Origin of the sequence: Idiomarina aquatica (assembly GCF_003987185.1) — a bacterium.
GTDB classification, from domain to species: Bacteria; Pseudomonadota; Gammaproteobacteria; order Enterobacterales; family Alteromonadaceae; genus Idiomarina; species Idiomarina aquatica.
This window is the reverse complement of the sequence record NZ_PIPS01000001.1, coordinates 1,189,940-1,212,571: the sequence shown is the minus strand read 5'-3', so window position 1 is coordinate 1,212,571 and position 22,632 is coordinate 1,189,940. Positions and strand designations below refer to the sequence as shown.

Annotated in this window: 21 protein-coding genes; 8 read left to right on the top strand and 13 right to left on the bottom strand. The window is 50.8% G+C overall.

The window, feature by feature from the left end; translation table 11 throughout:
* Positions 1 to 3 precede the first annotated feature (3 nt).
* From ctaD to lexA, 4 genes are all read right to left on the bottom strand, one after another.
* Complete coding sequence (ctaD, locus tag CWE23_RS05555) at positions 4 to 1,590, bottom strand: cytochrome c oxidase subunit I (RefSeq protein WP_105305466.1); 1,587 nt, start codon at positions 1,588 to 1,590, stop codon at positions 4 to 6.
* A 10-nt stretch (positions 1,591 to 1,600) separates the two neighbouring features.
* On the bottom strand, positions 1,601 to 2,722 hold the full coding sequence (gene coxB, locus CWE23_RS05550) for a cytochrome c oxidase subunit II (protein ID WP_105305467.1): 1,122 nt from the start codon (positions 2,720 to 2,722) through the stop codon (positions 1,601 to 1,603).
* 316 nt (positions 2,723 to 3,038) lie between these two features.
* The gene (locus CWE23_RS05545; protein WP_105305468.1) at positions 3,039 to 3,491 is read right to left on the bottom strand and encodes an SOS-response cell division inhibitor; all 453 of its coding nucleotides are present in this window, start codon (positions 3,489 to 3,491) and stop codon (positions 3,039 to 3,041) included.
* On the bottom strand, positions 3,488 to 4,105 hold the full coding sequence (gene lexA, locus CWE23_RS05540; protein ID WP_105305469.1) for a transcriptional repressor LexA: 618 nt from the start codon (positions 4,103 to 4,105) through the stop codon (positions 3,488 to 3,490). The genes CWE23_RS05545 and lexA overlap by 4 nt, the downstream gene beginning before the upstream one ends.
* A gap of 153 nt (positions 4,106 to 4,258) precedes the next feature.
* On the opposite strand from lexA, the gene plsB reads away from it, so the two are divergent.
* On the top strand, positions 4,259 to 6,727 hold the full coding sequence (gene plsB / locus CWE23_RS05535) for a glycerol-3-phosphate 1-O-acyltransferase PlsB (protein ID WP_105305470.1): 2,469 nt from the start codon (positions 4,259 to 4,261) through the stop codon (positions 6,725 to 6,727).
* Here plsB and ubiA read toward each other — a convergent pair.
* Both ubiA and CWE23_RS05525 read right to left on the bottom strand, forming a co-directional pair.
* On the bottom strand, positions 6,720 to 7,574 hold the full coding sequence (gene ubiA / locus CWE23_RS05530; protein WP_105305471.1) for a 4-hydroxybenzoate octaprenyltransferase: 855 nt from the start codon (positions 7,572 to 7,574) through the stop codon (positions 6,720 to 6,722). The genes plsB and ubiA overlap by 8 nt on opposite strands.
* Positions 7,567 to 8,154, bottom strand: coding sequence for a chorismate--pyruvate lyase family protein (locus CWE23_RS05525; RefSeq protein ID WP_105305472.1), 588 nt, complete (start codon positions 8,152 to 8,154; stop codon positions 7,567 to 7,569). Before CWE23_RS05525 ends, ubiA begins: the two co-directional genes overlap by 8 nt.
* 118 nt (positions 8,155 to 8,272) lie before the next feature.
* On the opposite strand from CWE23_RS05525, the gene CWE23_RS05520 reads away from it, so the two are divergent.
* Positions 8,273 to 8,653: a flagellar basal body-associated protein FliL gene (locus CWE23_RS05520; protein WP_241970533.1), complete on the top strand. Its 381-nt coding sequence runs from the start codon at positions 8,273 to 8,275 to the stop codon at positions 8,651 to 8,653.
* Here the strand turns inward: CWE23_RS05520 and CWE23_RS05515 are convergent.
* From CWE23_RS05515 to CWE23_RS05500, 4 genes are read right to left on the bottom strand one after another with little or no spacing between them, the layout of a single operon-like run.
* Positions 8,647 to 9,462 (bottom strand): rhomboid family intramembrane serine protease, encoded by an 816-nt coding sequence (locus tag CWE23_RS05515; RefSeq protein WP_126819709.1) that lies wholly within the window; start codon positions 9,460 to 9,462, stop codon positions 8,647 to 8,649. The two genes, CWE23_RS05520 and CWE23_RS05515, sit on opposite strands and share 7 nt — an antisense overlap.
* Positions 9,463 to 9,467: 5 nt before the next feature.
* Positions 9,468 to 9,776, bottom strand: a complete 309-nt coding sequence (gene glpE / locus CWE23_RS05510; RefSeq protein ID WP_241970569.1) for a thiosulfate sulfurtransferase GlpE — start codon at positions 9,774 to 9,776, stop codon at positions 9,468 to 9,470.
* A 33-nt stretch (positions 9,777 to 9,809) separates the two neighbouring features.
* Positions 9,810 to 10,835, bottom strand: a complete 1,026-nt coding sequence (tdh, locus tag CWE23_RS05505) for an L-threonine 3-dehydrogenase (RefSeq protein ID WP_126819708.1) — start codon at positions 10,833 to 10,835, stop codon at positions 9,810 to 9,812.
* Between the two features lie 20 nt (positions 10,836 to 10,855).
* A complete protein-coding gene (locus CWE23_RS05500) occupies positions 10,856 to 12,046 on the bottom strand; it encodes a glycine C-acetyltransferase (RefSeq protein WP_105305475.1) in 1,191 nt (396 codons plus the stop codon).
* A gap of 149 nt (positions 12,047 to 12,195) precedes the next feature.
* Between CWE23_RS05500 and coaD the strand changes: the two genes are divergently transcribed.
* On the top strand, positions 12,196 to 12,684 hold the full coding sequence (coaD, locus tag CWE23_RS05495) for a pantetheine-phosphate adenylyltransferase (RefSeq protein ID WP_105305476.1): 489 nt from the start codon (positions 12,196 to 12,198) through the stop codon (positions 12,682 to 12,684).
* A gap of 114 nt (positions 12,685 to 12,798) precedes the next feature.
* On the opposite strand, the gene CWE23_RS05490 is transcribed toward coaD, so the two are convergent.
* A complete protein-coding gene (locus CWE23_RS05490; protein WP_126819707.1) occupies positions 12,799 to 14,115 on the bottom strand; it encodes a sodium-dependent transporter in 1,317 nt (438 codons plus the stop codon).
* A gap of 203 nt (positions 14,116 to 14,318) precedes the next feature.
* Here CWE23_RS05490 and pckA point away from each other — a divergent pair, with 203 nt between their 5' ends.
* The 3 genes from pckA (at position 14,319) to CWE23_RS05475 (ending at position 18,165) form a co-directional block, all read left to right on the top strand.
* A complete protein-coding gene (gene pckA / locus CWE23_RS05485; RefSeq protein WP_105305478.1) occupies positions 14,319 to 15,920 on the top strand; it encodes a phosphoenolpyruvate carboxykinase (ATP) in 1,602 nt (533 codons plus the stop codon).
* A 116-nt stretch (positions 15,921 to 16,036) separates the two neighbouring features.
* Complete coding sequence (locus CWE23_RS05480; RefSeq protein ID WP_126819706.1) at positions 16,037 to 16,969, top strand: ABC transporter ATP-binding protein; 933 nt, start codon at positions 16,037 to 16,039, stop codon at positions 16,967 to 16,969.
* Positions 16,966 to 18,165 carry an ABC transporter permease gene (locus CWE23_RS05475; protein ID WP_126819705.1) on the top strand — a complete coding sequence of 400 codons (1,200 nt, stop codon included), beginning with the start codon at positions 16,966 to 16,968 and terminating at the stop codon, positions 18,163 to 18,165. The genes CWE23_RS05480 and CWE23_RS05475 overlap by 4 nt, the downstream gene beginning before the upstream one ends.
* Positions 18,166 to 18,219: 54 nt before the next feature.
* Here the strand turns inward: CWE23_RS05475 and CWE23_RS05470 are convergent, their stop codons facing one another.
* Both CWE23_RS05470 and fabR read right to left on the bottom strand, forming a co-directional pair.
* Entirely contained in the window at positions 18,220 to 20,247 is a 2,028-nt protein-coding gene (locus CWE23_RS05470) for an alpha/beta hydrolase family protein (protein WP_126819704.1), read from the bottom strand.
* Between the two features lie 47 nt (positions 20,248 to 20,294).
* Positions 20,295 to 20,924 carry an HTH-type transcriptional repressor FabR gene (gene fabR, locus CWE23_RS05465; protein WP_105305482.1) on the bottom strand — a complete coding sequence of 210 codons (630 nt, stop codon included), beginning with the start codon at positions 20,922 to 20,924 and terminating at the stop codon, positions 20,295 to 20,297.
* A gap of 174 nt (positions 20,925 to 21,098) precedes the next feature.
* Here fabR and CWE23_RS05460 point away from each other — a divergent pair, with 174 nt between their 5' ends.
* Both CWE23_RS05460 and CWE23_RS05455 read left to right on the top strand, forming a co-directional pair.
* Complete coding sequence (locus CWE23_RS05460) at positions 21,099 to 22,232, top strand: fatty acid desaturase (RefSeq protein WP_105305483.1); 1,134 nt, start codon at positions 21,099 to 21,101, stop codon at positions 22,230 to 22,232.
* 87 nt (positions 22,233 to 22,319) lie between these two features.
* Complete coding sequence (locus tag CWE23_RS05455) at positions 22,320 to 22,631, top strand: flagellar basal body rod C-terminal domain-containing protein (RefSeq protein WP_105305484.1); 312 nt, start codon at positions 22,320 to 22,322, stop codon at positions 22,629 to 22,631.
* The last annotated feature ends 1 nt before the right edge of the window (position 22,632 follow it).

Genomic DNA, 22,632 nt, shown 5'->3' with positions numbered 1-22,632 from the left:
CTGTTACTCCACTTTAGGTGGCTTTTCGAACGTGTGGTAAGGCGCTGGTGAAGGCACCGTCCATTCAAGCCCTTCAGCACCTTCCCAGGGCTTAGCCGCCGCCTTCTCGCCACCACGAACACATTTGATCGCCAACCACAGGAAGATCAGTTGCGATAAACCAAAGGCAAAGCCGCCAATACTGGTGATTTGGTTAACATCGGCAAACTGCACCGAGTAGTCCGGAATCCGCCGAGGCATGCCCGCCAGGCCGGCAAAGTGCATTGGGAAGAACAGCACATTAACCGAGATCAGCGAGGTCCAGAAGTGCAGTTTGGCGAGGGTTTCATCGTACATATGGCCGGTCCACTTCGGTAACCAGTAGTAGGCCGCCGCCATGATCGAGAAGACGGCTCCGGTAACCAGCACATAATGGAAATGGGCCACCACGAAGTAGGTGTCATGGTACTGAAAGTCAACTGGCGTAATGGCCAGCATCAGACCCGAGAAACCACCGATGGTAAACAGAATGACAAACGCCAGCGCAAATAACATCGGTGTTTCGAAGGTCATTGCTCCGCGCCACATGGTCGCCACCCAGTTAAACACTTTAACCCCGGTCGGCACGGCGATCAGCATGGTGCAGTACATGAAGAAGAGCTCGGCGAACACCGGCATACCGGTGGTAAACATGTGGTGTGCCCAAACCAGGAACGACAGAATGGCAATGGATGCGGTGGCATAAACCATCGACGCATAACCGAATAGTCGTTTACGGGTAAAGGCAGGGATGATGGCCGAAATGATACCAAAAGACGGCAAAATCATGATGTACACTTCAGGGTGACCGAAGAACCAGAAAATATGCTGGAACATGACCGGATCACCGCCTCCTGCCGCATCAAAGAAGCTGGTACCAAAGTATTTATCCGTTAACACCATGGTGACTGCCCCGGCCAGCACCGGCATCACTGCGATCAGCAGGAAGGCGGTAATCAGCCAGGTCCAGACGAACAACGGCATTTTCATGTAGTTCATGCCGGGCGCGCGCATGTTCATGATGGTAACGATAACGTTAATTGCGCCCATGATGGATGAAATACCCAAAATGTGCATGGAAAACACAAACAGCGCTGTTGAATCGTTGCTGTAGGTGGTTGATAACGGTGCGTAGAATGTCCAGCCAAAGTTAGGACCACCGCCTTCCAGGAACAACGAAGACAGCAGAATCGCAAAGCCAAATGGCAGGATCCAGAAACTCCAGTTGTTCATTCGCGGCAGCGCCATATCCGGCGCACCAATCATCATTGGAATCATCCAGTTTGCCAGTCCAGTGAAGGCCGGCATGACCGCGCCAAAGACCATGATCAGGCCATGCACGGTGGTCATCTGGTTAAAGAAATTGGGTTCAACCAATTGCAAACCAGGCTGGAACAGCTCTGCACGGATGACCATGGCCATCGCGCCGCCAATGAAAAACATGATTAAACTAAACCACAGATACAACGAACCGATGTCTTTGTGGTTAGTGGTGAACAGCCAACGAGTAATGCCCGACGGCTTGTGATCGTGGTGTTCTTCGTGATGGATATCGTCCACAACTGTACTCATCACCGTCTCCTTATTGGTTCATTACTGCGTTGATATCTGCCGCTTGCACGGTGTCGCCGGTGTCGTTACCCCAAGCGTTACGCTCATAGGTAATAACCGCTGCCAGTTCCTGCATGCTCAACTGCTGGCCAAACGCCTGCATGGCAGTACCCTGGACACCGTTGACAACGATATCAATGTGTTGATCGCGAGCTTCCGGATCGACTGAAACGCCGGAGCCGGCGAGTGCCGGGAAAGTGCCTGGAATACCCTGGCCATTTGCCTGGTGACAGGCTGCACAGGTACTGTTGTAGATTTTTTCACCCATGGCCATCAGCTCATCCATTGACATTTCCATGTCCAGTAACTCTTGCTCACGCTCGCGTGCGGCAATTTGTTCGGCTTCGGTTTCTTCAACCCATTTCTGATACTCAGCGGGCTCTTTGGCGATGACAACAACAGGCATAAAGCCATGATCTTTACCACAAAGCTCAGCACATTGACCGCGATAGATTCCGGGCTCCTCGACACGCGTCCAGGCTTCGTTAATAAAACCGGGGTTGGCGTCCTTTTTGACCGCAAAATCCGGCACCCACCAACTGTGAATCACGTCGTCAGACGTGACCAGAAAGCGAACTTTCTTACCGGTAGGGATGACCAGCGGATTATCCACCTCAAGCAGGTAGTTTTCGCTTTTCTCAAATTTATTTTGAATTTGTTCCTGTTGCGTCGCGAGGCGGCTGAAAAACTCAACTTCATGTTCGAAGTACTTGTAATGCCATTTCCATTGCGAGCCGGTAATTTGTACAGTGACATCGGCGTCGCTGGTATCTTCCATCGCGATCAGGGTAGATGTCGCCGGTATTGCCATGCCGACCAAAATAAGGAAGGGGATGATGGTCCAGGCAATTTCGACCTTCACACTTTCGTGGAACTTGGCAGGCTCTCGTCCTTTTGACTTGCGGTGACGAATCATAGAAATGAACATCAGGCCGAAGACAATAACTCCAATGACACAACATATATAAAAAATGGTCATGTGGAGGTCATAGACACGGTTACTGACGTCGGTGACACCTTCCGTCAGATTGAGGCGATTTTGGGCTTGCGCAGAAAACCCAAACAAAGCCAGTAGTGCCAACAGCGGCTTCATTTTCACGTGACTTCTCCTCTTATTCTTCTTCTAGCACGGCTTTTTGTAAAAACACGTGCGGGCGATGAAGAACAAAGAGGTAAGCAGAAAAAGGAACAGCTTCTCCCCAGAAATCACTTTCTCTACCAACTCTTTGTTGTAGTTTCGTTGTTATATTAATTTATATAGTTGGGTAGTATCATTTATTAACGAATTTACACACAAAGATCCAGATCAATCTTACCGATTGCTTGAAAAATAATCAAAATTGTAAAAAAAAGGCTACCCGAGGGTAGCCTAGATACATTATCCAATGGTGGGGATACTGAGATGGGGCTCAGTGAAGGTGAGGGAATAATGTATCTTCTTCAAACAGGAAGCTTTTTGTCTGACTAAGGCGGCAGGCCATTTTAATACGTTGACAAAAGCGTTGCTCCAGTCCGTCCAACCAGCCAACAATCACCGCGCTGGTGCCTGCAAGCGTGGCTTGCTCAAGCGCCCATTCACGCTGTGTGTGATCGCCTGTGCGCAACCAGCGAATGCGCTGTTTTGGAATGCCGGCCGCGAGCAGTTCTGCAATAAATTCACGGCTGCCGCCCACGATGGTTATCCATTTCTCAGACTCGCCGTTTACACAGGCAGCAACAACTTCCGCGTGCTGGTCGTTAGTCGGATTAAAGGTAGCTTCGGATGCGATGACCGATGAAACCGCCGCCTGTTGGGAGGCTGTTTGACCGGCACTTTGCCACAGGCCGGGGTGATGTATTTTGGTTGTATGCTGAAACTTCATAGTGATGCTCCATTACGAATAACACCGACAGCTAAGCCCTCGATGGCAAAAACTTGAGAGGATAAATCGACAATAATGGTCGAGAATTCCTCATTTTCTGGATGAAGTAGCACTTTTCGACCTTTTTGCTCAAATCGTTTAACCGTAACTTCATCCTCGACACGGGCGACAACCACCTGCCCGTTTCGTGCTTGTTCGGTTTTGTGAACCGCTAACAAGTCGCCGTCCAGAATGCCAATATTACGCATACTCATGCCGTTCACTTTCAACAGAAAGTTGGCAGCGGGATAGAACATATTTTCATCGACCTTAAAGTGGCCTTCGATATGCTCTTGCGCGAGAATCGGCGAACCGGCTGCCACTTGCCCGATGAGCGGCAGACCCTCTTCAATTTCAAAATCGTCGGCCACCAAACGAATACCGCGTGACATGCCTGGCAGTATTTCAATGACGCCCTTACGAGCCAGCGCCTTGAGGTGCTCCTCTGCGGCATTAGCTGAGCGAAATCCTAATTTCGCTGCGATTTCGGCGCGCGTAGGGGGCATGCCAGTCGCCTGCAAATTGTCCTTAATTAATTCAAGGATCTCGGATTGTCGTGGTGTTAATGGTCGCATAAGAGTACCTGTTTATTCGTACAGTATACTGTGAGTATATACAGGTATTTTTATTTGGCAAGAATTTTTCTTTGTGTGTTTTTTGTCGTTGCCCAAGATCCTGTATACTCTACCGTTCACTACTGTTTTAAACGCTTTACGCTCGGGAATCGAATGGCTAATCAGAGTTGGATTTATGCAGTTATAAAACACCCTTTACGCTGGCTAACGCGTTTTATTGCGATCGCCGATGAGGCAGAGGCTGGTGACGCGAGCGTAAAGGATAAGCCCATCGTTTATGTGATGCGCTCAACCTCACGCGCTGATTTTTCCATTTTGCAACGGGCCGCAGCCAGTAAGTCGCTACCGGATCCGCAGCAGCCACTAACCATTAACGGTAAGTCATTTGCGCGGGTGATGTATCTGGAAGAAACCCATTCTGATTCTTCTCAACGAGCGATAGGACAGTTTCAGGAACTGCTCGAAGCTCACCAAGCCGATCCAGAGCTGGACATTCAGCTATTGCCGGTCGGTATCTTCTGGGGACGCAAACCGGGTCAGGAGGCACGAGCAGGTTCGGCGATGACCGGTGATCTGGACAATCCGGGACATCTGCGCAAGTTCTGGTTGGTACTGTTTTCCGGCCGGCAGGTGTTGTGCCGCTTCTCACGCAGTGTCAGCCTCGGCACCATGGCGCGGCAAAGTGGCAGTGATTTTAAGATAGCGCATAAATTGGCGCGCGTGGCGCGGGTTCATTTTGTTCGTATGCGACACGCGGTGGCCGGACCTAAGCTCAGTGACCGCAACCAATTGATGCAGGAGCTGATCCATTCGCCGGCATTAAAAAAAGCCATTGCCGATGAGCAGCGCAGCAATAAAGTGTCTGAGCAGGAAGCGCGCAAAAAGGCGCTCAGCTACATCAATGAGATCGCGGCAAATTACAGCTCAACTCTGGTGCGGGTGCTGGATCGATTCATGACCTGGATGTGGAGCCGAATTTATAACGGTATTGATGTGCGCGGCGGTGACCGAATTCGTAAGCTGGCGCAGCAGGGGCACGAAGTTATTTACGTGCCTTGCCATCGTAGCCATATGGACTACTTATTACTGAGCTATGTGATTTATAAAGAAGGCCTGGTGCCACCTCACATCGCGGCCGGTGTTAACCTGAATTTCTTCCCGGTGGGTGGCATATTCCGCCGTGGTGGTGCGTTCTTCATCCGGCGCAGCTTCCGCGGCAATAAATTGTATTCCGCGGTCTTCCGTGAATACCTATGTTGGCTGTTTCAAAAAGGCTATCCGGTTGAGTATTTCAGCGAAGGTGGGCGCTCACGTACCGGCCGCCTGCTGCCGCCAAAAACCGGTATGTTAGCGATGACGGTGCAGGGTATGTTACGTGGCCAGCAACGCCCCATTTCGTTGGTTCCTGTTTACCTCGGTTACGAGCACATTATGGAAGTTGCCACGTACCTGAAAGAGCTGAAAGGAAAAAGCAAAGAAAAGGAATCCATGTGGCAGGTACTTGGTTCGTTGCGTAAACTGCGCAACTTCGGCCAGGGTTACGTCACCTTTGGCAAGCCAATTGACCTGAAAAACTTTTTGGATGAGGAGGTGACCGATTGGCAGGCATCGATAACCCGTGGCGCGGAAGAACCTGAGCGTCCGAACTGGCTCACGCCGACCGTGAACCGCCTGGCAGAGACTGTTATGCGTGGAATCAATGACGCTGCAGCCGCCAACAGTGTCAACCTGACAGCGCTGGCGATTTTGAGTTCTGAGCATCATGCCTTGACGAAGGAAGAGCTACTGCAACAATTGTCAGTTTATCAGGGTGTATTACGTGAAGTGCCTTATACCAGCGAAGTTAACGTGCCCTCGGACAGTGCGGAAGCGTTATGGCAACAGGCACAGCGGACCGGTAAGTTTAGCGTTCAAGACGATACTATGGGGCAGGTTATCTCGCTACAGGACGTTAATGCGATAGCGATGACCTATTATCGTAATAATATTCTGCATTTAATGATCATTCCCGGTATCGTTGCGACGATTATGGTGGCCAAAAAGCAGCAGACGACGGCGCAGTTGGCAGAGCGCGTGCAGCAAATTTATCCGATGCTGCAAAAAGAACTGTTTTTATCCCATGAAATTGACGATGTGCCGCTCTGGGTTGCTGCTGTTATCGAAGAACTTCAGCGTCAGGATCTCGTTACACAAAACGGCGAAACCTGGCATATGGCGTCGCGCGAATCGGCACAGTGGATGCAACTGCAATTGCTGGCGCGCAGTGCCAGCGAAACGCTGCAACGCTACAGTATTGTGTTGGAATTGTTGCAGCAGGCACAACCGATTCAGCGGGCTGAACTGGAACGCCATTCGATTACTCTGGCCGAGCGGCTAAGCGCCATTCACGGCATTAACGCACCGGAGTTTTACGATAAGAAGGTGATGACCACCTTCATCGCCAGCCTCAAGGCGCAGGAACTATTACAGGTGAATGATGACGGTCAGCAAATAGCGGCTCCAGCCATTGGTGAGCTGAGTGACGCTATTGATGAACTTATCGATCCACCGGTGTTACAAACCATTCGTCAGTCGGTACAACAACTGCTGGTGGAAACCGGTAAGACCGATAATACTAAATAAACCAGTAGTGCCAGGCAAGACCGATGGCGAAACTCATGCCGACATAATGATTGTGGAGAAAAGCGCGAAAACACTTGCTGGGTTCGCGCTCTTTTATCAGCCACTGCTGATAGCCGAATAATCCGACGATAATCAGCAACGCCAGCACAATAGGCCAGCTCCAGTCGAACCAATGAGTGACATAAGCGAGCAACAACAGCGTGATGAGCTGTAACAGGCCTATGATCAGTTTATCGTGGCGGCCAAACAGTATTGCCGTGCTGCGAATACCGATTTGCAGATCGTCCTCTCGATCGGCCATCGCGTACTCGGTGTCATACATCACCGTCCAGATGACGTTGGCGATGAATAAGACGCCGGCGATAAACCATTGATTCGCGTCCTGCGCGCTGAATGCCATCAGGATACCAAAGCTAAAGGCTATCCCCAGTACCACTTGTGGCAGGTGCGTCCAGCGCTTGCAGAACGGATACAAGGCGGCAACGCCGGCGGCAAAAAAGCTTAACATCACGGTTTGGGTGTTAAATTGCAACACGATGATGAACGCGGCAAATAGCAGTAACGCAAACACCAACACGGCTTCGGTCGGAGTCACTTCGCCGGCCGGCAATGGTCGTTGATGCGTACGACGTACATGGCCGTCGAGATTGCGATCCGCAAAATCGTTGATGACACAACCGGCCGAGCGCATTAAAAACGTACCCACCATAAACAGTACAAATACTTTCAGTGACGGGTAGCCATCGGCGGCTATCAGTAATGCCCAGACGGTAGGCCACGCTAATAAATAGGTACCGATAGGGCGGTCTGCCCGCATTAAGCGCCAATAGGCATCCAATTTATTCATCTTGACTCCCGTTATTCTGCCGACCATAAAAGGGCAAAGGCGACAAAAACAGTTCGCTGACCAGCACGCGTTGTCCTGCGGTAAGAAAAAGGCTGCGGCGTCCCCATAACGAATGTGCTTTTCCGTGTAGTGTCTGATTAAGTTTAGCGAGCGGATGCGAGCTGTCCAGCCGTGTCACATCGAAAGGGCTGCGTAACAGATCCGCTTGATCAAATAACGACTGCCCGAGTGACGAGCAGCCCAGCGAGGATAAATTTAGGTTTTTATGCTGCAGTGCCGATACAGGGAAAAGACTGCGGGCAAACACCCAGGGCTTGCCGTCACAGCACAGCAGCACTTCGCGTACCGTGGCTTCGAAAGGGACACGGGTATGATGCCGGCGAAACAGTTCAAACTCGCTGTCAAAAATGGGCGCTGCTTGCTGGCCAATGAGCTCGACGGTAAACTGCTGACAGTGTTGTTTCAGCTTTTGTGTTAGCGAACCTTCCTCGAGGAGCCATTCTTTCGCCGCAGCGGGGATGCTCAGACGATCAGGGCGAGTCCACTGGCATGGCTGAGCAACAGGGAATTGAAGATCCATATGGGTTTTAATTAATTAAGTCCTGTCAGTATCATAGCAAAGCTACAGGCGATACGCAGTAGCATAACAGCACCAAGATGAGAGGCGATAACAGCGAATGAGAAAACTAGGGATAGCAGTGGCCGTTTCCCTCATGCTGATGATGACGGCACCGGTAAAAGCCTGGCAGAGTAATGTGTCCTATTATGGCTTTGAACCGGATATCACCACCAATTTTATTAAAGAAGGTAATGACTACCGGCTTGGCTTTATTCGTGTCGCTATCGAAGTCATGGTGCCCGATCCCCAATATGTGGGGGTTGTTGAGCATCATGCACCACTGCTGCGTGATGCGTTTATTCGCATTTTAAGCTCGGCACCGGAGCGGCAGATAAAAACCATGACCGGACGCGATCAACTGCGTTTAAAGTGTCTGGAAAAAGCGCAGGAACTGATGCGCGAAGAGACCGGTAACCCGGTAATACAGGAAGTGCTCTTCACCAAATATATTTATCAGTAAAGCGGCTGCTTTGGTGTCGGATTGAGTACCCGCACGACAAAACCGGCGAGGCAGCCCGAGAGCAGACCCGCCAGGTGTGCTTCGTTGGCAATATTGACCCAGAGCACACCGGTATACCCTAACAACAACCAGCCGATCATAAAAACGATTAACCCGGGCGGGAGCCACAGGGCAGTGCGGCGTCCGAAGCTGTATATCCAACAGAACCCGAGCAGCCCATAGACCACGCCAGATAAGCCACCAAAGTTGGGACCACTGACGGCGTATTGTGCGACGTTAGCGGTAACACCACTGAACAGCAATAAGGCCAGTAGCCAGGAGGTTCCCAGGTAGCGCTCAATGCGGCCGCCTAGATACCACCACCAGAACACATTGAATACCAAGTGCATCAAGGAAAAGTGCAACAGTACCGGTGTTAAAAATCGCCACGGCTGCGCAAACGGGTAGGCATCGTAATAATGACTGATGCGGAGGCTTCCGAGTATCGCTTCCGGTGCCATATTGAGCAGCAAGAACATCAGTACCGCGATACCCGCCGTGACACGGGTCAGCCAGCCGGTATTGCGCAACAGATCCGACAATAATGATGAGCGTATCTGACCTTGTGATGGCGTTGTCTGTGACGTTGGCGGGTTATTTTTGAAGGTCTGAATCAGTTCTTTGGCTGCGGCTTCGTAGCTACTTTGGTGCAGCCAGAGTTCTAATTGCTGACCTTGCTCAGTAACACTGACGGGGATGCCGTGCTGGCGCAGATACTGGTACAGCTGACCGATGAATTCACTGTCGGTAGAGGTCAGTAATCTGCGCATGGGCGTTAGCTCGTCTCGATATCGGTGGTGAACTGAGTTTGCCAGGCGGTGAAGCCTCCCTGCATACTCAACACCTTGTTGAGGCCGTGTTGCTGCAATACATCGGCCGCCTGTTGGCTGCTGATGCCGTGATAGCAAACAACGATGACCGTGGTATCGGCGTCAGTTTGATCGATAAACTCGGCGACATTGTCGTTATTAAGCGGCTGTGCACCCGGTATATGACCGAGCGCAAAGGACTGCCCGTCGCGGATATCGACAAATACCGGTGGTTGCTCTGACGCCCATAATTGATGGGCGTCGAGTAAACTGATTTCTTGTGCCAAAAAGCCTCCTGCAGGCGTCGCTTAATCCCAGTTTAAAATCACTTTGCCGGAATGACCGCTGATCATGGTTTCGAAGCCTTGTTCATAGTCATCGACGTGCATCTGGTGTGTCAAAATCGGTGAAATATCTAAACCTGACTGTAGCAGGCTCGCCATTTTATACCAGGTCTCAAACATTTCGCGTCCGTAAATGCCTTTGATCACCAAGCCTTTAAAAATAACCTGGTTCCAGTCAATGGCGACATTCTCCGGCGGTATACCCAACATGGCAATTTTGCCGCCGTGGTTCATGGTCGCCAACATTTGTGAAAACGCCGACGGTACCCCTGACATTTCCAGCCCGACATCGAAACCTTCTTTCATGCCCAGTTCGTCCATCACGTCGGTGAGCTTTTGCTCAGACACATTAACCGCTCGGGTAACGCCCATTTTACGGGCAAGGTCCAGACGAAACTCATTAACGTCGGTGATGACGACATGGCGTGCGCCAACGTGACGAGCGACAGCTGCCGCCATGATACCGATAGGACCAGCACCGGTAATCAGCACGTCCTCACCCACCAGATCAAACGCCAACGCAGTGTGCACGGCGTTCCCGAAGGGGTCCATGATGGCGGCCATGTCATCGCTGACATCGTCAGGCAGTTTAAAGGCATTATCAGCCGGAATCACCAGGTACTCAGCAAATGCGCCGGGACGATTTACACCTACGCCGTAGGTATTGCGACATAAGTGGCGGCGGCCGGCACGGCAGTTACGGCAATGGCCGCAGGTAATATGACCTTCACCGGAGACGCGGTCGCCAATTTCAAAACCACGCACGCCTTCACCCATGGCTGCTACTTCGCCAACGTATTCGTGGCCAACGACCATCGGCACCGGAATGGTCTTCTGTGACCACTCATCCCACTTATAGATGTGCACGTCGGTACCGCAAATCGCAGTTTTCTTAATTTTAATCAGGATGTCGTTGTAACCGTATTCCGGTTTATCAACGTCGGTCATCCAGATGCCGGGTTTATCGTGCAGCTTCGCTAACGCTTTCATAACTTCTCCTTGGCCCGGCATTAAATAATGCCGAGGTCCTTACCGATACGTGTAAAGGCTTCAATGGTGCGATCCAGCTGTGCACGTGTGTGTGCAGCAGACATCTGGGTACGGATACGGGCCTTGCCTTTAGGTACTACCGGGAAGGAGAAACCGATCACGTAAATGCCTTCTTCCAACAACCGGTCCGCCATTTCAGAAGCCAGTCGCGCATCACCGATCATCACTGGGATAATGGCATGATCAGCGCCGCTTAAGGTAAAGCCCGCAGCGGTCATTTGCTCACGGAAATAACGAGCATTGTCCCACAGTTTACTGCGTAACTCGTGACCGTCCGCGAGCATATCCAGAACTTTGATAGACGCTTGTACGATAGCCGGCGCAACCGAGTTTGAGAACAAGTAAGGGCGTGAACGTTGGCGTAACCAGTCGATGACTTCCTTCTTGCCGGACGTGTAACCACCAGACGCGCCACCCAATGCCTTACCCAGAGTACCGGTAATAATGTCAACGCGACCAATGACGTCGCAATATTCGTGAGTTCCTTTGCCGTTTTCACCTAAGAAACCGGTTGCGTGGCAGTCGTCCATCATCACCAGCGCGTCGTACTTGTCGGCGAGGTCGCAAATGCCTTTAAGGTCGGCGATAACGCCATCCATAGAGAATACGCCGTCAGTCGCGATCAACTTAAATCGTGCGCCATCAGCGTCGGCCTGTTTTAACTGTTCTTCAAGGCTGGCCAGGTCGTTATTTTTGTAGCGATAACGCTTAGCTTTGCTGAGGCGGATACCGTCGATGATGCTGGCGTGGTTTAATTCGTCACTGATAATGGCGTCTTCAGGTCCCATTAGCGTTTCAAACAAACCGCCGTTAGCGTCGAAGCAAGATGAGTAAAGGATGGTGTCTTCAGTGCCCAGGAAGTGACTCAGTTTCTGTTCGAGTTCTTTATGAATATCCTGCGTACCGCAGATGAATCGTACTGACGCGGTACCAAAACCGTGCTCATCCAGACCTTTCTTAGCGGCTGCAATGAGATCCGGGTGATTGGCCAGACCCAGATAGTTGTTGGCACAGAAGTTCAATACTTGCTGTCCGTTAACGGTAATCTCTGAACTTTGATCAGAGGTAATGATACGTTCTTTCTTATACAGTCCCTCGTTGCGGGTGGCTTCGAGCTGTTCGCTTAACTGCTGATAAAATGCTGAATTCATGGATGCTCCATATCGTCCGATAGTGGCAAATTTATGCTCTATTTTACTGATGTTATGGTGTGTTCGCACCCTTAATTTTGAATTAGCGTTTGAGTCAGCCGTTCAATAAGGTGTACTCTTTAGCGAAAATTACGTGACACGAGGCAACCATGCACAGTAAAGCCATTTATCCGGGAACCTTCGATCCAATTACAAATGGGCATTATGACTTGATCGAGCGTGCGGCAAAGCTGTTTCGGCATGTGGTGGTCGGTATTGCCGAAAACCCGAGTAAAAAACCACTGTTTTCGTTGCAGGAGCGAGTGATTCTGGCGCAACAAGTAACTGAGACCTTGGATAACGTATCCGTTGTCGGCTTTTCCGGCTTGCTGGTTAACTTTGCCAAAGAACAGGAAGCCACGGTTCTGGTGCGCGGCCTGCGTGCGGTATCGGATTTTGAATACGAGTTTCAACTGGCCAACATGAACCGCCGATTGTTTCCGGATTTGGAAAGTGTGTTTCTCACTCCGGCGGAAGAAAACTCATTTATTTCCTCCACTCTGGTGAAAGAAGTCGCGCTGCATGGCGGCGATGTCACCGGCTTTGTCGACAATCGCGTCGCCGATGCTTTAAAGCAGAAATTTGCCAACCGCAGTTAACAGCAAGCTATTTGTGGCTTCGCCATGGCTTTTTTGCGCTCAAGAGCCGCCGACACCCGAAGCGAGTCGGCAAACAGCCGTGGCGAAGCTACTAACAGCCAGCGCCGATAGACGCTAAAAAGCCGTATTTATAAACACCAACGTCATCAACACAGGACAGATATAGCGCAAATGCCAGCGCAAAGCGGTCAGCCAGAAGCTGCCCTGCGCGATGGTGTGTAAGTGGTTACTTTTCCGCCATAGCCAGCCGACCACGAGCAGATAGAAGATGCCCGAAATCGGTAACTGGAACTGGGTTACTGCTGTCACTACCCAACCGAACAGAGGCTCAAAAAAGATCACTAGACTGAAGGCTAATACGGCGATGGTTGCCAGTGCCAGCAACGTGGCTTTTTTACGGTTCAGGTTTTTTTCTTCAATCAGGTACGAAACCGGCACTTCTGCCTGAGCGATGGTCGAGGTGAGCGCGGCGATGCTGAGCAGGGTGAAGAATGCAAAGCCGACAAATGGACCAACTGCACCCATGCTGGCAAATAGCTGTGGTAAGACGGCGAAAATAAGCTGACCTTCACCGATCAGTTCATCGCCGTTGGTGACGGTGACGCCAAGCTCGATACCGGCATACAGCGCAGGAATGATCAGTAAGCCAGCGAGAAATGCGATGAGGGTATCAAGGCCCGCCACGGACAGACTGAGTTTCCCCAGTTTGGCGCCCGGCAGCAAGTAGGAACCGTAAATCATCATGCCGCCTAAGCCGATCGACAGCGAGAAAAACGCTTGCCCCATGGCAGCCAGGTAAATCGATGGATCGCTCAGTTGAGAAAAATCCGGTACCAGATAAACGGTGAAGCCGTCACTGGCGCCGGCCAGGGTGCCCATGTAGATGATCAAACCCACCAGCAGTAACACCAAGGTTGGCATCAACCGTTTCGACCAGCGTTCGATGCCGTTTTCGATGCCTTGCAATACCACCCAGCCGGTGGTGCACAAAAACAGTGCGGTAAACATAAGGTCACGCGTTAACGAGCTGTTCATTAAAAACTCGGCAACGGCCGCCAGCCCGAGCCAGCCGGCCACGTAGCCCAACGCATGTACAACCATCCAGCCCGCCACGATATGGTAAAAGCTGAGCATCAGGCACGAGCCGATAACATTCAAAAAGCCCATGGTGGCGCCAACGGGTTGTGCACGGCCTTCACTGAGCTTGGCGAGTGACCGAACCGGGTTGGCGCGGCCATGATGGCCGATTAACATTTCGCTATACAACGCTGGTATGGCCAGTATGAAAATGACGATGAGGTAGACCAATAAGAACGCGCCTCCCCCGTGATTGGCCACTTGAGTAGGAAAGCCCCAAATGTTTCCAAGACCTACTGCAGAGCCGGCGGCCGCTAGGATAAAGCCAAGTCGGGTGTGGAAGGATTCGCGCATACTTGCTCACTTACTACTTGTATAAAAATTAAAAGACAGAGCGCGCATTCTAACGAACTGAGAGAATTTTGCCCTATCTTTTTTAGCCAATAAACGGTAACATTCGCGTCCGAATTTTAATCAAGATCAGCGCTACCAGGATGGCTGCGCGCACTAGTAAGTTAACGTTAACGCAAAGACCGTATTCTCAGGAGCCTTACGTCATGCCAAATTTGGATTTGAGCCGCTATGGCATCAATAACGTCCAGGAAATTGTCCACAACCCGTCTTACGATGTGTTATTTGCCGAAGAAACTCGTGACGACTTACATGGGTTTGAGAAAGGAACCGTGACCGATTTGGGCGCTGTTGCTGTTGATACCGGAATTTTCACCGGTCGCTCACCAAAAGATAAGTACATTGTGCGTGATGACACCACTCGCGATACGGTGTGGTGGTCAGATCAAGGCAAAAACGATAACAAACCGATGTCGGAAGAAACCTGGTCAAGCCTAAAAGGTCTTGTTACCGAACAGCTTTCCAACAAACGTTTGTTTGTTGTCGATACCTATTGCGGTGCTAACGAGGATACTCGTTTGGCCGTTCGTTTCATTACCGAAGTCGCATGGCAGGCTCACTTCGTAAAAAACATGTTTATCCGCCCGAGCGCAGAAGAACTGGAAACGTTCGAGCCGGACTTTGTGGTAATGAATGGTGCTAAATGCATCAACCCAAACTGGCAAGAGCAGGGTCTGAACTCGGAAAACTTTGTCGCCTTTAACTTAACGGAAAAGATTCAGTTAATTGGCGGTACCTGGTACGGCGGGGAAATGAAAAAGGGTATGTTCTCGATGATGAACTACTTCCTGCCACTGCAAGGTATTGCGTCAATGCACTGCTCAGCAAACGTCGGCAAAGACGGCGATGTAGCAATTTTCTTTGGCTTGTCAGGCACCGGTAAAACGACGCTGTCTACGGATCCTAAACGGGCGTTGATTGGTGACGACGAGCACGGTTGGGATGACGATGGCGTGTTTAACTTCGAGGGTGGTTGTTACGCGAAGACCATTAACCTGTCGAAAGAAGCGGAGCCGGATATTTATAATGCCATCCGCCGTGACGCATTGCTTGAAAACGTCACCGTACGCGAAGACGGTTCGGTCGATTTTGATGATAACTCGAAGACAGAAAATACTCGCGTGTCTTACCCGATTTATCACATCGACAATATTGTTAAGCCGGTTTCCAAAGCAGGCCACGCGAAAAAAGTTATCTTCTTAACCGCGGATGCTTTTGGGGTGTTACCACCAGTTTCTAAGTTGACCAAAGAACAGGCCCAGTACCACTTCCTGTCCGGTTTCACGGCGAAACTCGCAGGTACCGAACGTGGCGTAACCGAGCCCACACCAACATTCTCCAGTTGTTTTGGGGCGGCCTTCTTAAGTTTGCATCCAACCCAGTACGCTGAAGTATTGGTCAAGCGTATGGAAGCCGCTGGCGCGGAAGCTTATTTGGTGAACACCGGCTGGAACGGTACCGGTAAGCGCATTTCGATTAAAGCGACGCGTGCGATCATTGACGCCATTTTGGACGGTTCGATTGAAGACGCCGAGTTTGTTCAGCTACCGTACTTTAACCTGGCGATGCCAACCGCATTAACCGGTGTTGAAGACAGCGACATTCTGGATCCTCGTAATACTTATGACGATAAGGAAGAGTGGGATCTGCGTGCGCGCGATCTGGCGAAACGTTTCGTTGCTAACTTCGAGAAGTTTACCGATACCGATAACGGTAAAGCGTTGGTTGACGCGGGTCCTAAGCTTTAACGTCAAACTTATCGTTATTGACGTCACATTTTGAAACAATAAAAGGCCTGTAACCATCTGTTACAGGCCTTTTTCGTTCGCTATCATAGCGTCAGATCTCATAACAGTCTGGCAACATGAATATAACAATAGATACGGTAACGAAACGTTACAAGACAGTGACAGCCGTCGACGCAATATCTTTGGATGTGCGTTCTGGGCAAATTTACGCCTTACTCGGGCCAAATGGTGCCGGTAAATCTTCCTTGGTTCGGATGCTGGTCGGTTTAACACAACCTGACAGTGGCCGGATTCAGATAACAGACCTGGGGGGTGCCGATATTCAGCTGCGTCCACAGCATTTTGCTTACCTCCCTGAAGACCGCGGTCTCTATCAGGATCGTTCGATTCTCGATAACCTGTCATACGTAGCAAGGCTACGAGGACTCGAGCAGAGTGTGTATTTACCGCGCATTGACAAGTGGTTGGCACATTTTGATCTGACCGATCGCAAACAAGAGCCAATGCGGCAGTTGTCGAAAGGTAATCAGCAAAAAGTGCAGTTAATTTCTACTTTGTTGCACGATCCCGACCTGGTGATTCTTGATGAACCTTTTTCTGGCCTTGATCCGGTTAATCAGGAGCACGTGCTAAAGGTGCTGAGCGATTTGAAAGAACAAGGTAAAACCGTGTTGTTGAGCGCCCACCAGATGGCGCTGGTCGAGCGTTTGGCGGATAAAATGTTACTGATGTCTCATGGTAAAGCCCTGGCGCAGGGATCTCTGGAAGAAATTCGCGCGACATTGCAGCCGCAACGACTCTATCGTGTGCACTGTGATGCCATTGCGGCACAGAGTGCCTGGTCAGATTTTAGCGAAATCGAGCGCCTCCACCCGATCGACAAAAATGAGCTGGAACTCACGCTTGGAGCCGATGTTGACGCATCCATGTTATGGCCTCGGTTAGCCGAACGTTGTGCGATTGAGTCATTTGCATTGCGCAAACCCGGATTGCACGAACTGTATCTGGACACCATCGGACGCTCACAAGCACAGGGAGATGCCGCATGAACCGTTCGCAACAATTGAAGACCATCGCTTGGTGGGAATTTAAACGTTTCTTTAAATGGAAACAGGAACTTATCTCGATTGCGTTGCTGGCGATTATCTTTCTGGTCAGTGCCGGTTGGGGCGTCATCACGGAAGTGTTCTCCGAGCAACATCAGGGCGCGATTTTTTACCAAAACAAAGCCGAGCAAAGCTGGCGTTTCGAGGCACCAGACGATGTGCCATTGCGTGCTGCAGGGTCGATGGAAGTGCAGCAATGGCAACAGCAATTACCGGACGATTTGGATGTGCTGGTGGTCATTTCACCGTCGTTAGAAGCTGAGCTGGTAGTACGGGAGAAAGACGACTGGCAAGATGGCTTGGTTAAGGCGTTGGAGCAACAACTGCAACAGCAGCGCATCAAACAGCTAACGTTGAGCGACCAACAGCGGCAGGTCATCAATGAACCACCGGCAATCACGACAACGGTGCAAAGTACCGATGTCAGTGCGCAAGATGAGGATGAAGGTGGTTTTAGTGAAGCTTTGCCAATGCTGGTCACCGTGGCGATTACGGTGGGTGTTTTCACTGGCTTTGGTTTGATGATGATGTCGATTACCGCAGAAAAACAGCAACGGGTTACTGAGCAGCTGTTAACCATCATATCGCCAACACAGTGGATGGACGGTAAAATTCTTGGTATTACCTTGCACAGCATCAAGTCGATGGTGTTCCTGGGCTTATTTTTTACCGGTATTGGACTGGTGGCCTCGATGTTCAGTGGCGGCGACAGCAGTGTCAGCTTCGACCGCTACTACGGTGCTGTGTTATCGGTCGTGTTCGTGTTGCTGGGACTGGTGTTGATCAATGCGATGTTGGCCGGTTTTTCGGCCACCATCGATGACCCCAATCACTCGTCACGCAGCTCGGTGATGCTGTTGCCTTTACTGCCGGTATTTCTGTCGTTTAGCATCATCGATAATCCAGACGGTGGATTGGCTCAGGTGATGAGCATTTTACCCATTTCGTCGTTTGTGATGATGCCGGTGCGGTTGTTACAAACTGACGTCACCTGGTGGCAACAGTTGCTTAGTCTGGCGCTGCTGGTGGTGTTCGTGATTTGGATGCGCAACGTAGCCGGCCGGTTGTTTGCGATGGGTATTCAGTTCTACGGCAAAGAACCCAGTTGGAAAGACATCTGGAATGCCATTAAGGGGTAACAACTGCCATTAAAAAAGGCCGGCTTGTGAGCCGGCCTTTTTGTATTCGCAGCATTAGTCGTCTGCTTGCATATGCTCAACATGTGGTAGCTCAAACGGAGGTTTGGTTTCCGCTTTTTCTACCAGGAAGGTGTCCATCCAGCGCATCATCCGCATACCGTAATCCAGCTGCGCTGCCATTTTCCGGTTCCCGTGGCCTTCGCCCGGATAAAGAACCAGTCGTACCGGCACATTACCGTGAGTTTTCAGGTAGCGGTAGAGTTCCATCGACTGTGACGGATGAACACGGGTATCTTCTTTACCGTGCATGATTAAGATCGGCGTACGAGCCTGCTCAGCATAGTAAATAGGACTGCGTTCTAAGTACCACTGCCACTTTTCCCACGGGTAGCTACGAGCGTGAACGGCGTGCATCTCTTTGGCGATGTCCGTCGTGCCGAACTTAGAGATGTTATCGCTGATACCGACAAACATGACACTGGCCGCAAAATGCTCAGTTTGTTTGGTTGCGCCCCAGGCTGAGGCATAACCACCGTAAGAACCGCCGGTGATACCGACACGCTCAGGGTCTGTGATGCCCATTTCTACCAGGTGTTGTTTGGCGTCAACGATATCGTCGAACTCTTTACCGGCATAATCGTTTTGGCTCAGCATTGAGAACTCTACGCCGCGACCAGTGCTGCCCCGATAATTCGGGAAGAACAACGCATAGCCGTTGGCAGCAGCGTGTTTAACCGGTGCGGAATAGCGATCCAGCCAACCGTTGCTGTAATGTGACTCAGGACCGCCATGGATGACCATTACGGTAGGATAGCTTTGGCCTTCCTGATAGTCCGTTGGATAAACCAGAATGCCTTCCAATTGCAAACCGTCACGAGCTTCGTAGGTGATGCTTTCCTGACGCGGCATGGTGATTTCATCCAGCCACGGATTGGAAACCGTTAACCGCTCTAAGCCGCTGTCGTCCAGCAGGAAGGCTTCGTTTGGATGTTCGGGGCGGTTACCGCGCAACGCAATTTGTCCAATTCCGGATTCACCGTCAAGACTGCTGAAAATCGCTTCGCCTGGCTCCACCAGCATACGGTTTTCGAGGAACTTTAACGTCAGTGCCTGTACTTCGGATTCGGTACCACGATGACCTAACCAAACCAGTTCCTGGTCGGTACGCCAAGCGAAATCACGGATAGAGCCTTGGTAATCGGGTAAGACGTTGCGCAACTCTTCCGTTTGCGAGTCCCAGACGAGCAGGGTACCCGCCGACGGGTCGTTGTAATTGGCCGCCGAGATCATCGCCAGATAACGGCCGTCCGGAGAGAAGCTTGCTTGTCCTAGCTTGCCGGCAGTTTCGAACGCTTGTTGCAGTTCGCCGGCTTTATTGATGAGCTGATATTGGCTGCTCATGTAGTTATCATCGATCAGCGGCGTTGGCGCAGTACGCACCAGGATGTGGGTGTTGTCGGGGTGGAACTCAGCCGACAAAATATGTTGGTCGTCCGCCGATACCTGAGTCGCCTGTTTTTGTTCGGCGCTTAGGTCAACGTGATACAAATGCGTGTAATCAAGGTCTTCTTCGTAAACCTCAGCTTTAAAGCCTTTCTTAGCCAGCTTCTGTTCATCCGCATCCGGTTTACCGCGTGACGTAAAAATCAGAGACTGACCCTCATCACTGATGTCATAAGCGCCGATATGACCTTCAAACTCATAAAATGACTGTACCGCGCCACCGTTAATCGGCAGGCGGTACAGTTCGTTGTATTTGTCATCGTCGCGCTTAGCGGTGAAATACAGGTATTCACTGTTTGGACCAAAGGACACCTGCGAGAACTCATCGTCGCGATTAAAATAGACGGTTTCGTTACCTTGCGCGTCGATTAATACGAGCTCGGTAAAACCGCTACCGTCGTCGTCTTTATACGGCGTACGCGGGATGTATTTTAACACCGCGGTATACTGGCCATTTGGCGATAAATCGACGCTGGCAACAGACTGAGCTGTTACCGTTTCCATCAGCGTCATTTCGCGAGCTTGTCCGGTCACCGCAAGGGTCAGTAAACTGACTGTGCCAAGGGTTCTGAATAACATCGGATTCTCCTGGTTTATTGTGATTTTCTGTTGATTGTAAAACGGTCTTATGTCTGTGCAAGCCGGCGCGTTGCTTCGGCGCCACGTGCGACCAGACGCACTTGCTGAATGGTCGCCTCGGTGATCTGGCGGCGTTCGTCGTCGCTGACGTCAAAACAGTCAGCGCCTGCGCTAAATACGATTTTTACAATGGCATCGGATTGCAGTGACGCCAGCTCGTGGGTAAAGCCCTGTTCCATCACCAGATATTCTTCCAGTTCCGCCTTAAAATGTTCAAGCTCACGCTCCACGGCACTGCGAAACTCCCTTGAGCAACCGGTGCGCTCCTGCAGTAATAACCGAAAGATGGCGGTGTTACTGGCAACGTATTGCATAAAGGTTTCTATCGAAACGCGGATGATGGAACCGCCTTTTTCGATACGCTGGCGGGCCTGCCGCAGTAGTTGTCTGAGCGTCAGACCACACTCGTCGACGAGGGTTAATCCCAGTTCGTCCATATTACGAAAATGACGATAAAACGAGGTTGGGGCAATATTTGCTTCGCGGGCCACTTCACGCAGGCTCAGGCTGGAAAAGCCGGTCTCGGCGCTGAGCTGATTCATCGCCGCATCAATTAAAGCTCGCCGGGTTTTTTCTTTTTGTTGCGCTCTGATACCGTTCGTCGCTTGCTTTGCCACTGTGCTCTCACTTTATGTTTGAGTAAACGTTTTGCCCATTAAACGGTCATAGTATCACAGGATTTTACACAATTATTGCTTGTATTCTGAAGCAAAAACCCGTAAATTCAGCGAACACGTGTACGCTATTTTGGTTTGCACCGTTTTACTCGCAGTTACATGGCAAGAATTTGAATGACCGAATTAAATACCAAACCCCCAATTATCTGGCTTAACACCATTGTCTTTTTATCAACCTTCGTGATTGCTGCCGTCGGCGTGCCGCTGTATGGCTATCTTGTTGGTATTGATAGTGCATTATGGTGGATTATGCTGGGTACAATTTGTTTTGCAGGCATTTCCATTACCGCCGGCTACCACCGTCTGTGGTCGCACAAAACTTATGATGCCAATCCCGTCGTGCGTTTTCTGTTTGCTATCGGTGGTGCACTGGCGTTACAGAACAGTGCCTTGCACTGGTCGTCGGATCACCGCGTTCACCACACCCACGTCGACGATAATGATAAAGACCCTTATTCGGCAAAACGTGGCTTCTGGTATTCGCACATTGGCTGGATGTTACGTGAGTATCAGGCCAGTCGTTATTCGGATTACGACAATGTTAAGGATTTGCAGAAAGATCCCATCGTTATGTGGCAGCATCGTCACTATCTGGCGCTGACATTATTGACCAACTTCGGCTGGCCAATTCTGGTGGGTCTGATGGTGGGCGATGTGTGGGCTGCACTGTTGGTTGTTGGTGTTTTACGTCTGGTACTTAATCATCACACCACGTTTTTCATCAATTCGTTGGCGCATGTTTGGGGCAAACAACCTTATACCGATAAAAATACCGCGCGTGACAACGGCGTACTGGCGTTCCTGACCTTTGGTGAAGGCTACCACAACTACCATCACATTTTCTCGGCCGACTACCGTAACGGCATTCGCTGGTATCAGTTTGATCCAACTAAGTGGCTGATTCGCGCATTATCCTGGGTAGGATTAGCCTCTAACCTTAAGCGCAGCTCAGGTTATCAGGTCGAAAAAGCGCGTCTGCAGATGCAGTTACAGCGGTTACAGAAGAAAGCGAAGTCTGCACCGCATACGTTGCTCGAAATGGCCCAACAGCATTATGACGATATGGCGGTTCAGTTACGTCAATACTACCAGGCGCGAAAAAAGCTGTTGGACAGTAAAGCCAAACACTTGCGCGAGCAAGTGAACATGGATGCACTGAAAGCCCAGGTCGACGAGCTTAAAGCGTCGCTAGAGCAACAGCGCCGTCACTGGAAAGAACTGGTGTCACAGATTAAGCAGCACGCTTAACGTAAAGAACGCTGACGCTGGCTTGCATTTGCCTGCTTTTTATACAATACTGGTGGCAACATTTTGCCGCAGTCATTGGAGGCAGCTATGGAAATCAATGGTGCAATGAACGCAGGCCTGCAAGGCTTGCAACGAGCCAGCCAGCAAGTTAACGAAGCCAGTGCAGAAATTGCAAATGCGGGTGCACGTAATGATGTGCAACAACAAAGCAATGCACAGTCAAGCGGCGTTAACGCTGCGACGGAGTCGGCCAGCGAAACCAGTCAGTCGGTAAGCGCAAATAACGCCACTGACGGACTGGTGTCTTTACAGCAAGGCGAGACTAATTTCGAAGCCAATACCCGCACCGTCGAAACGGCCGATGAAGTACTCGGTACGTTAATCGATACCAGCGCGTAAG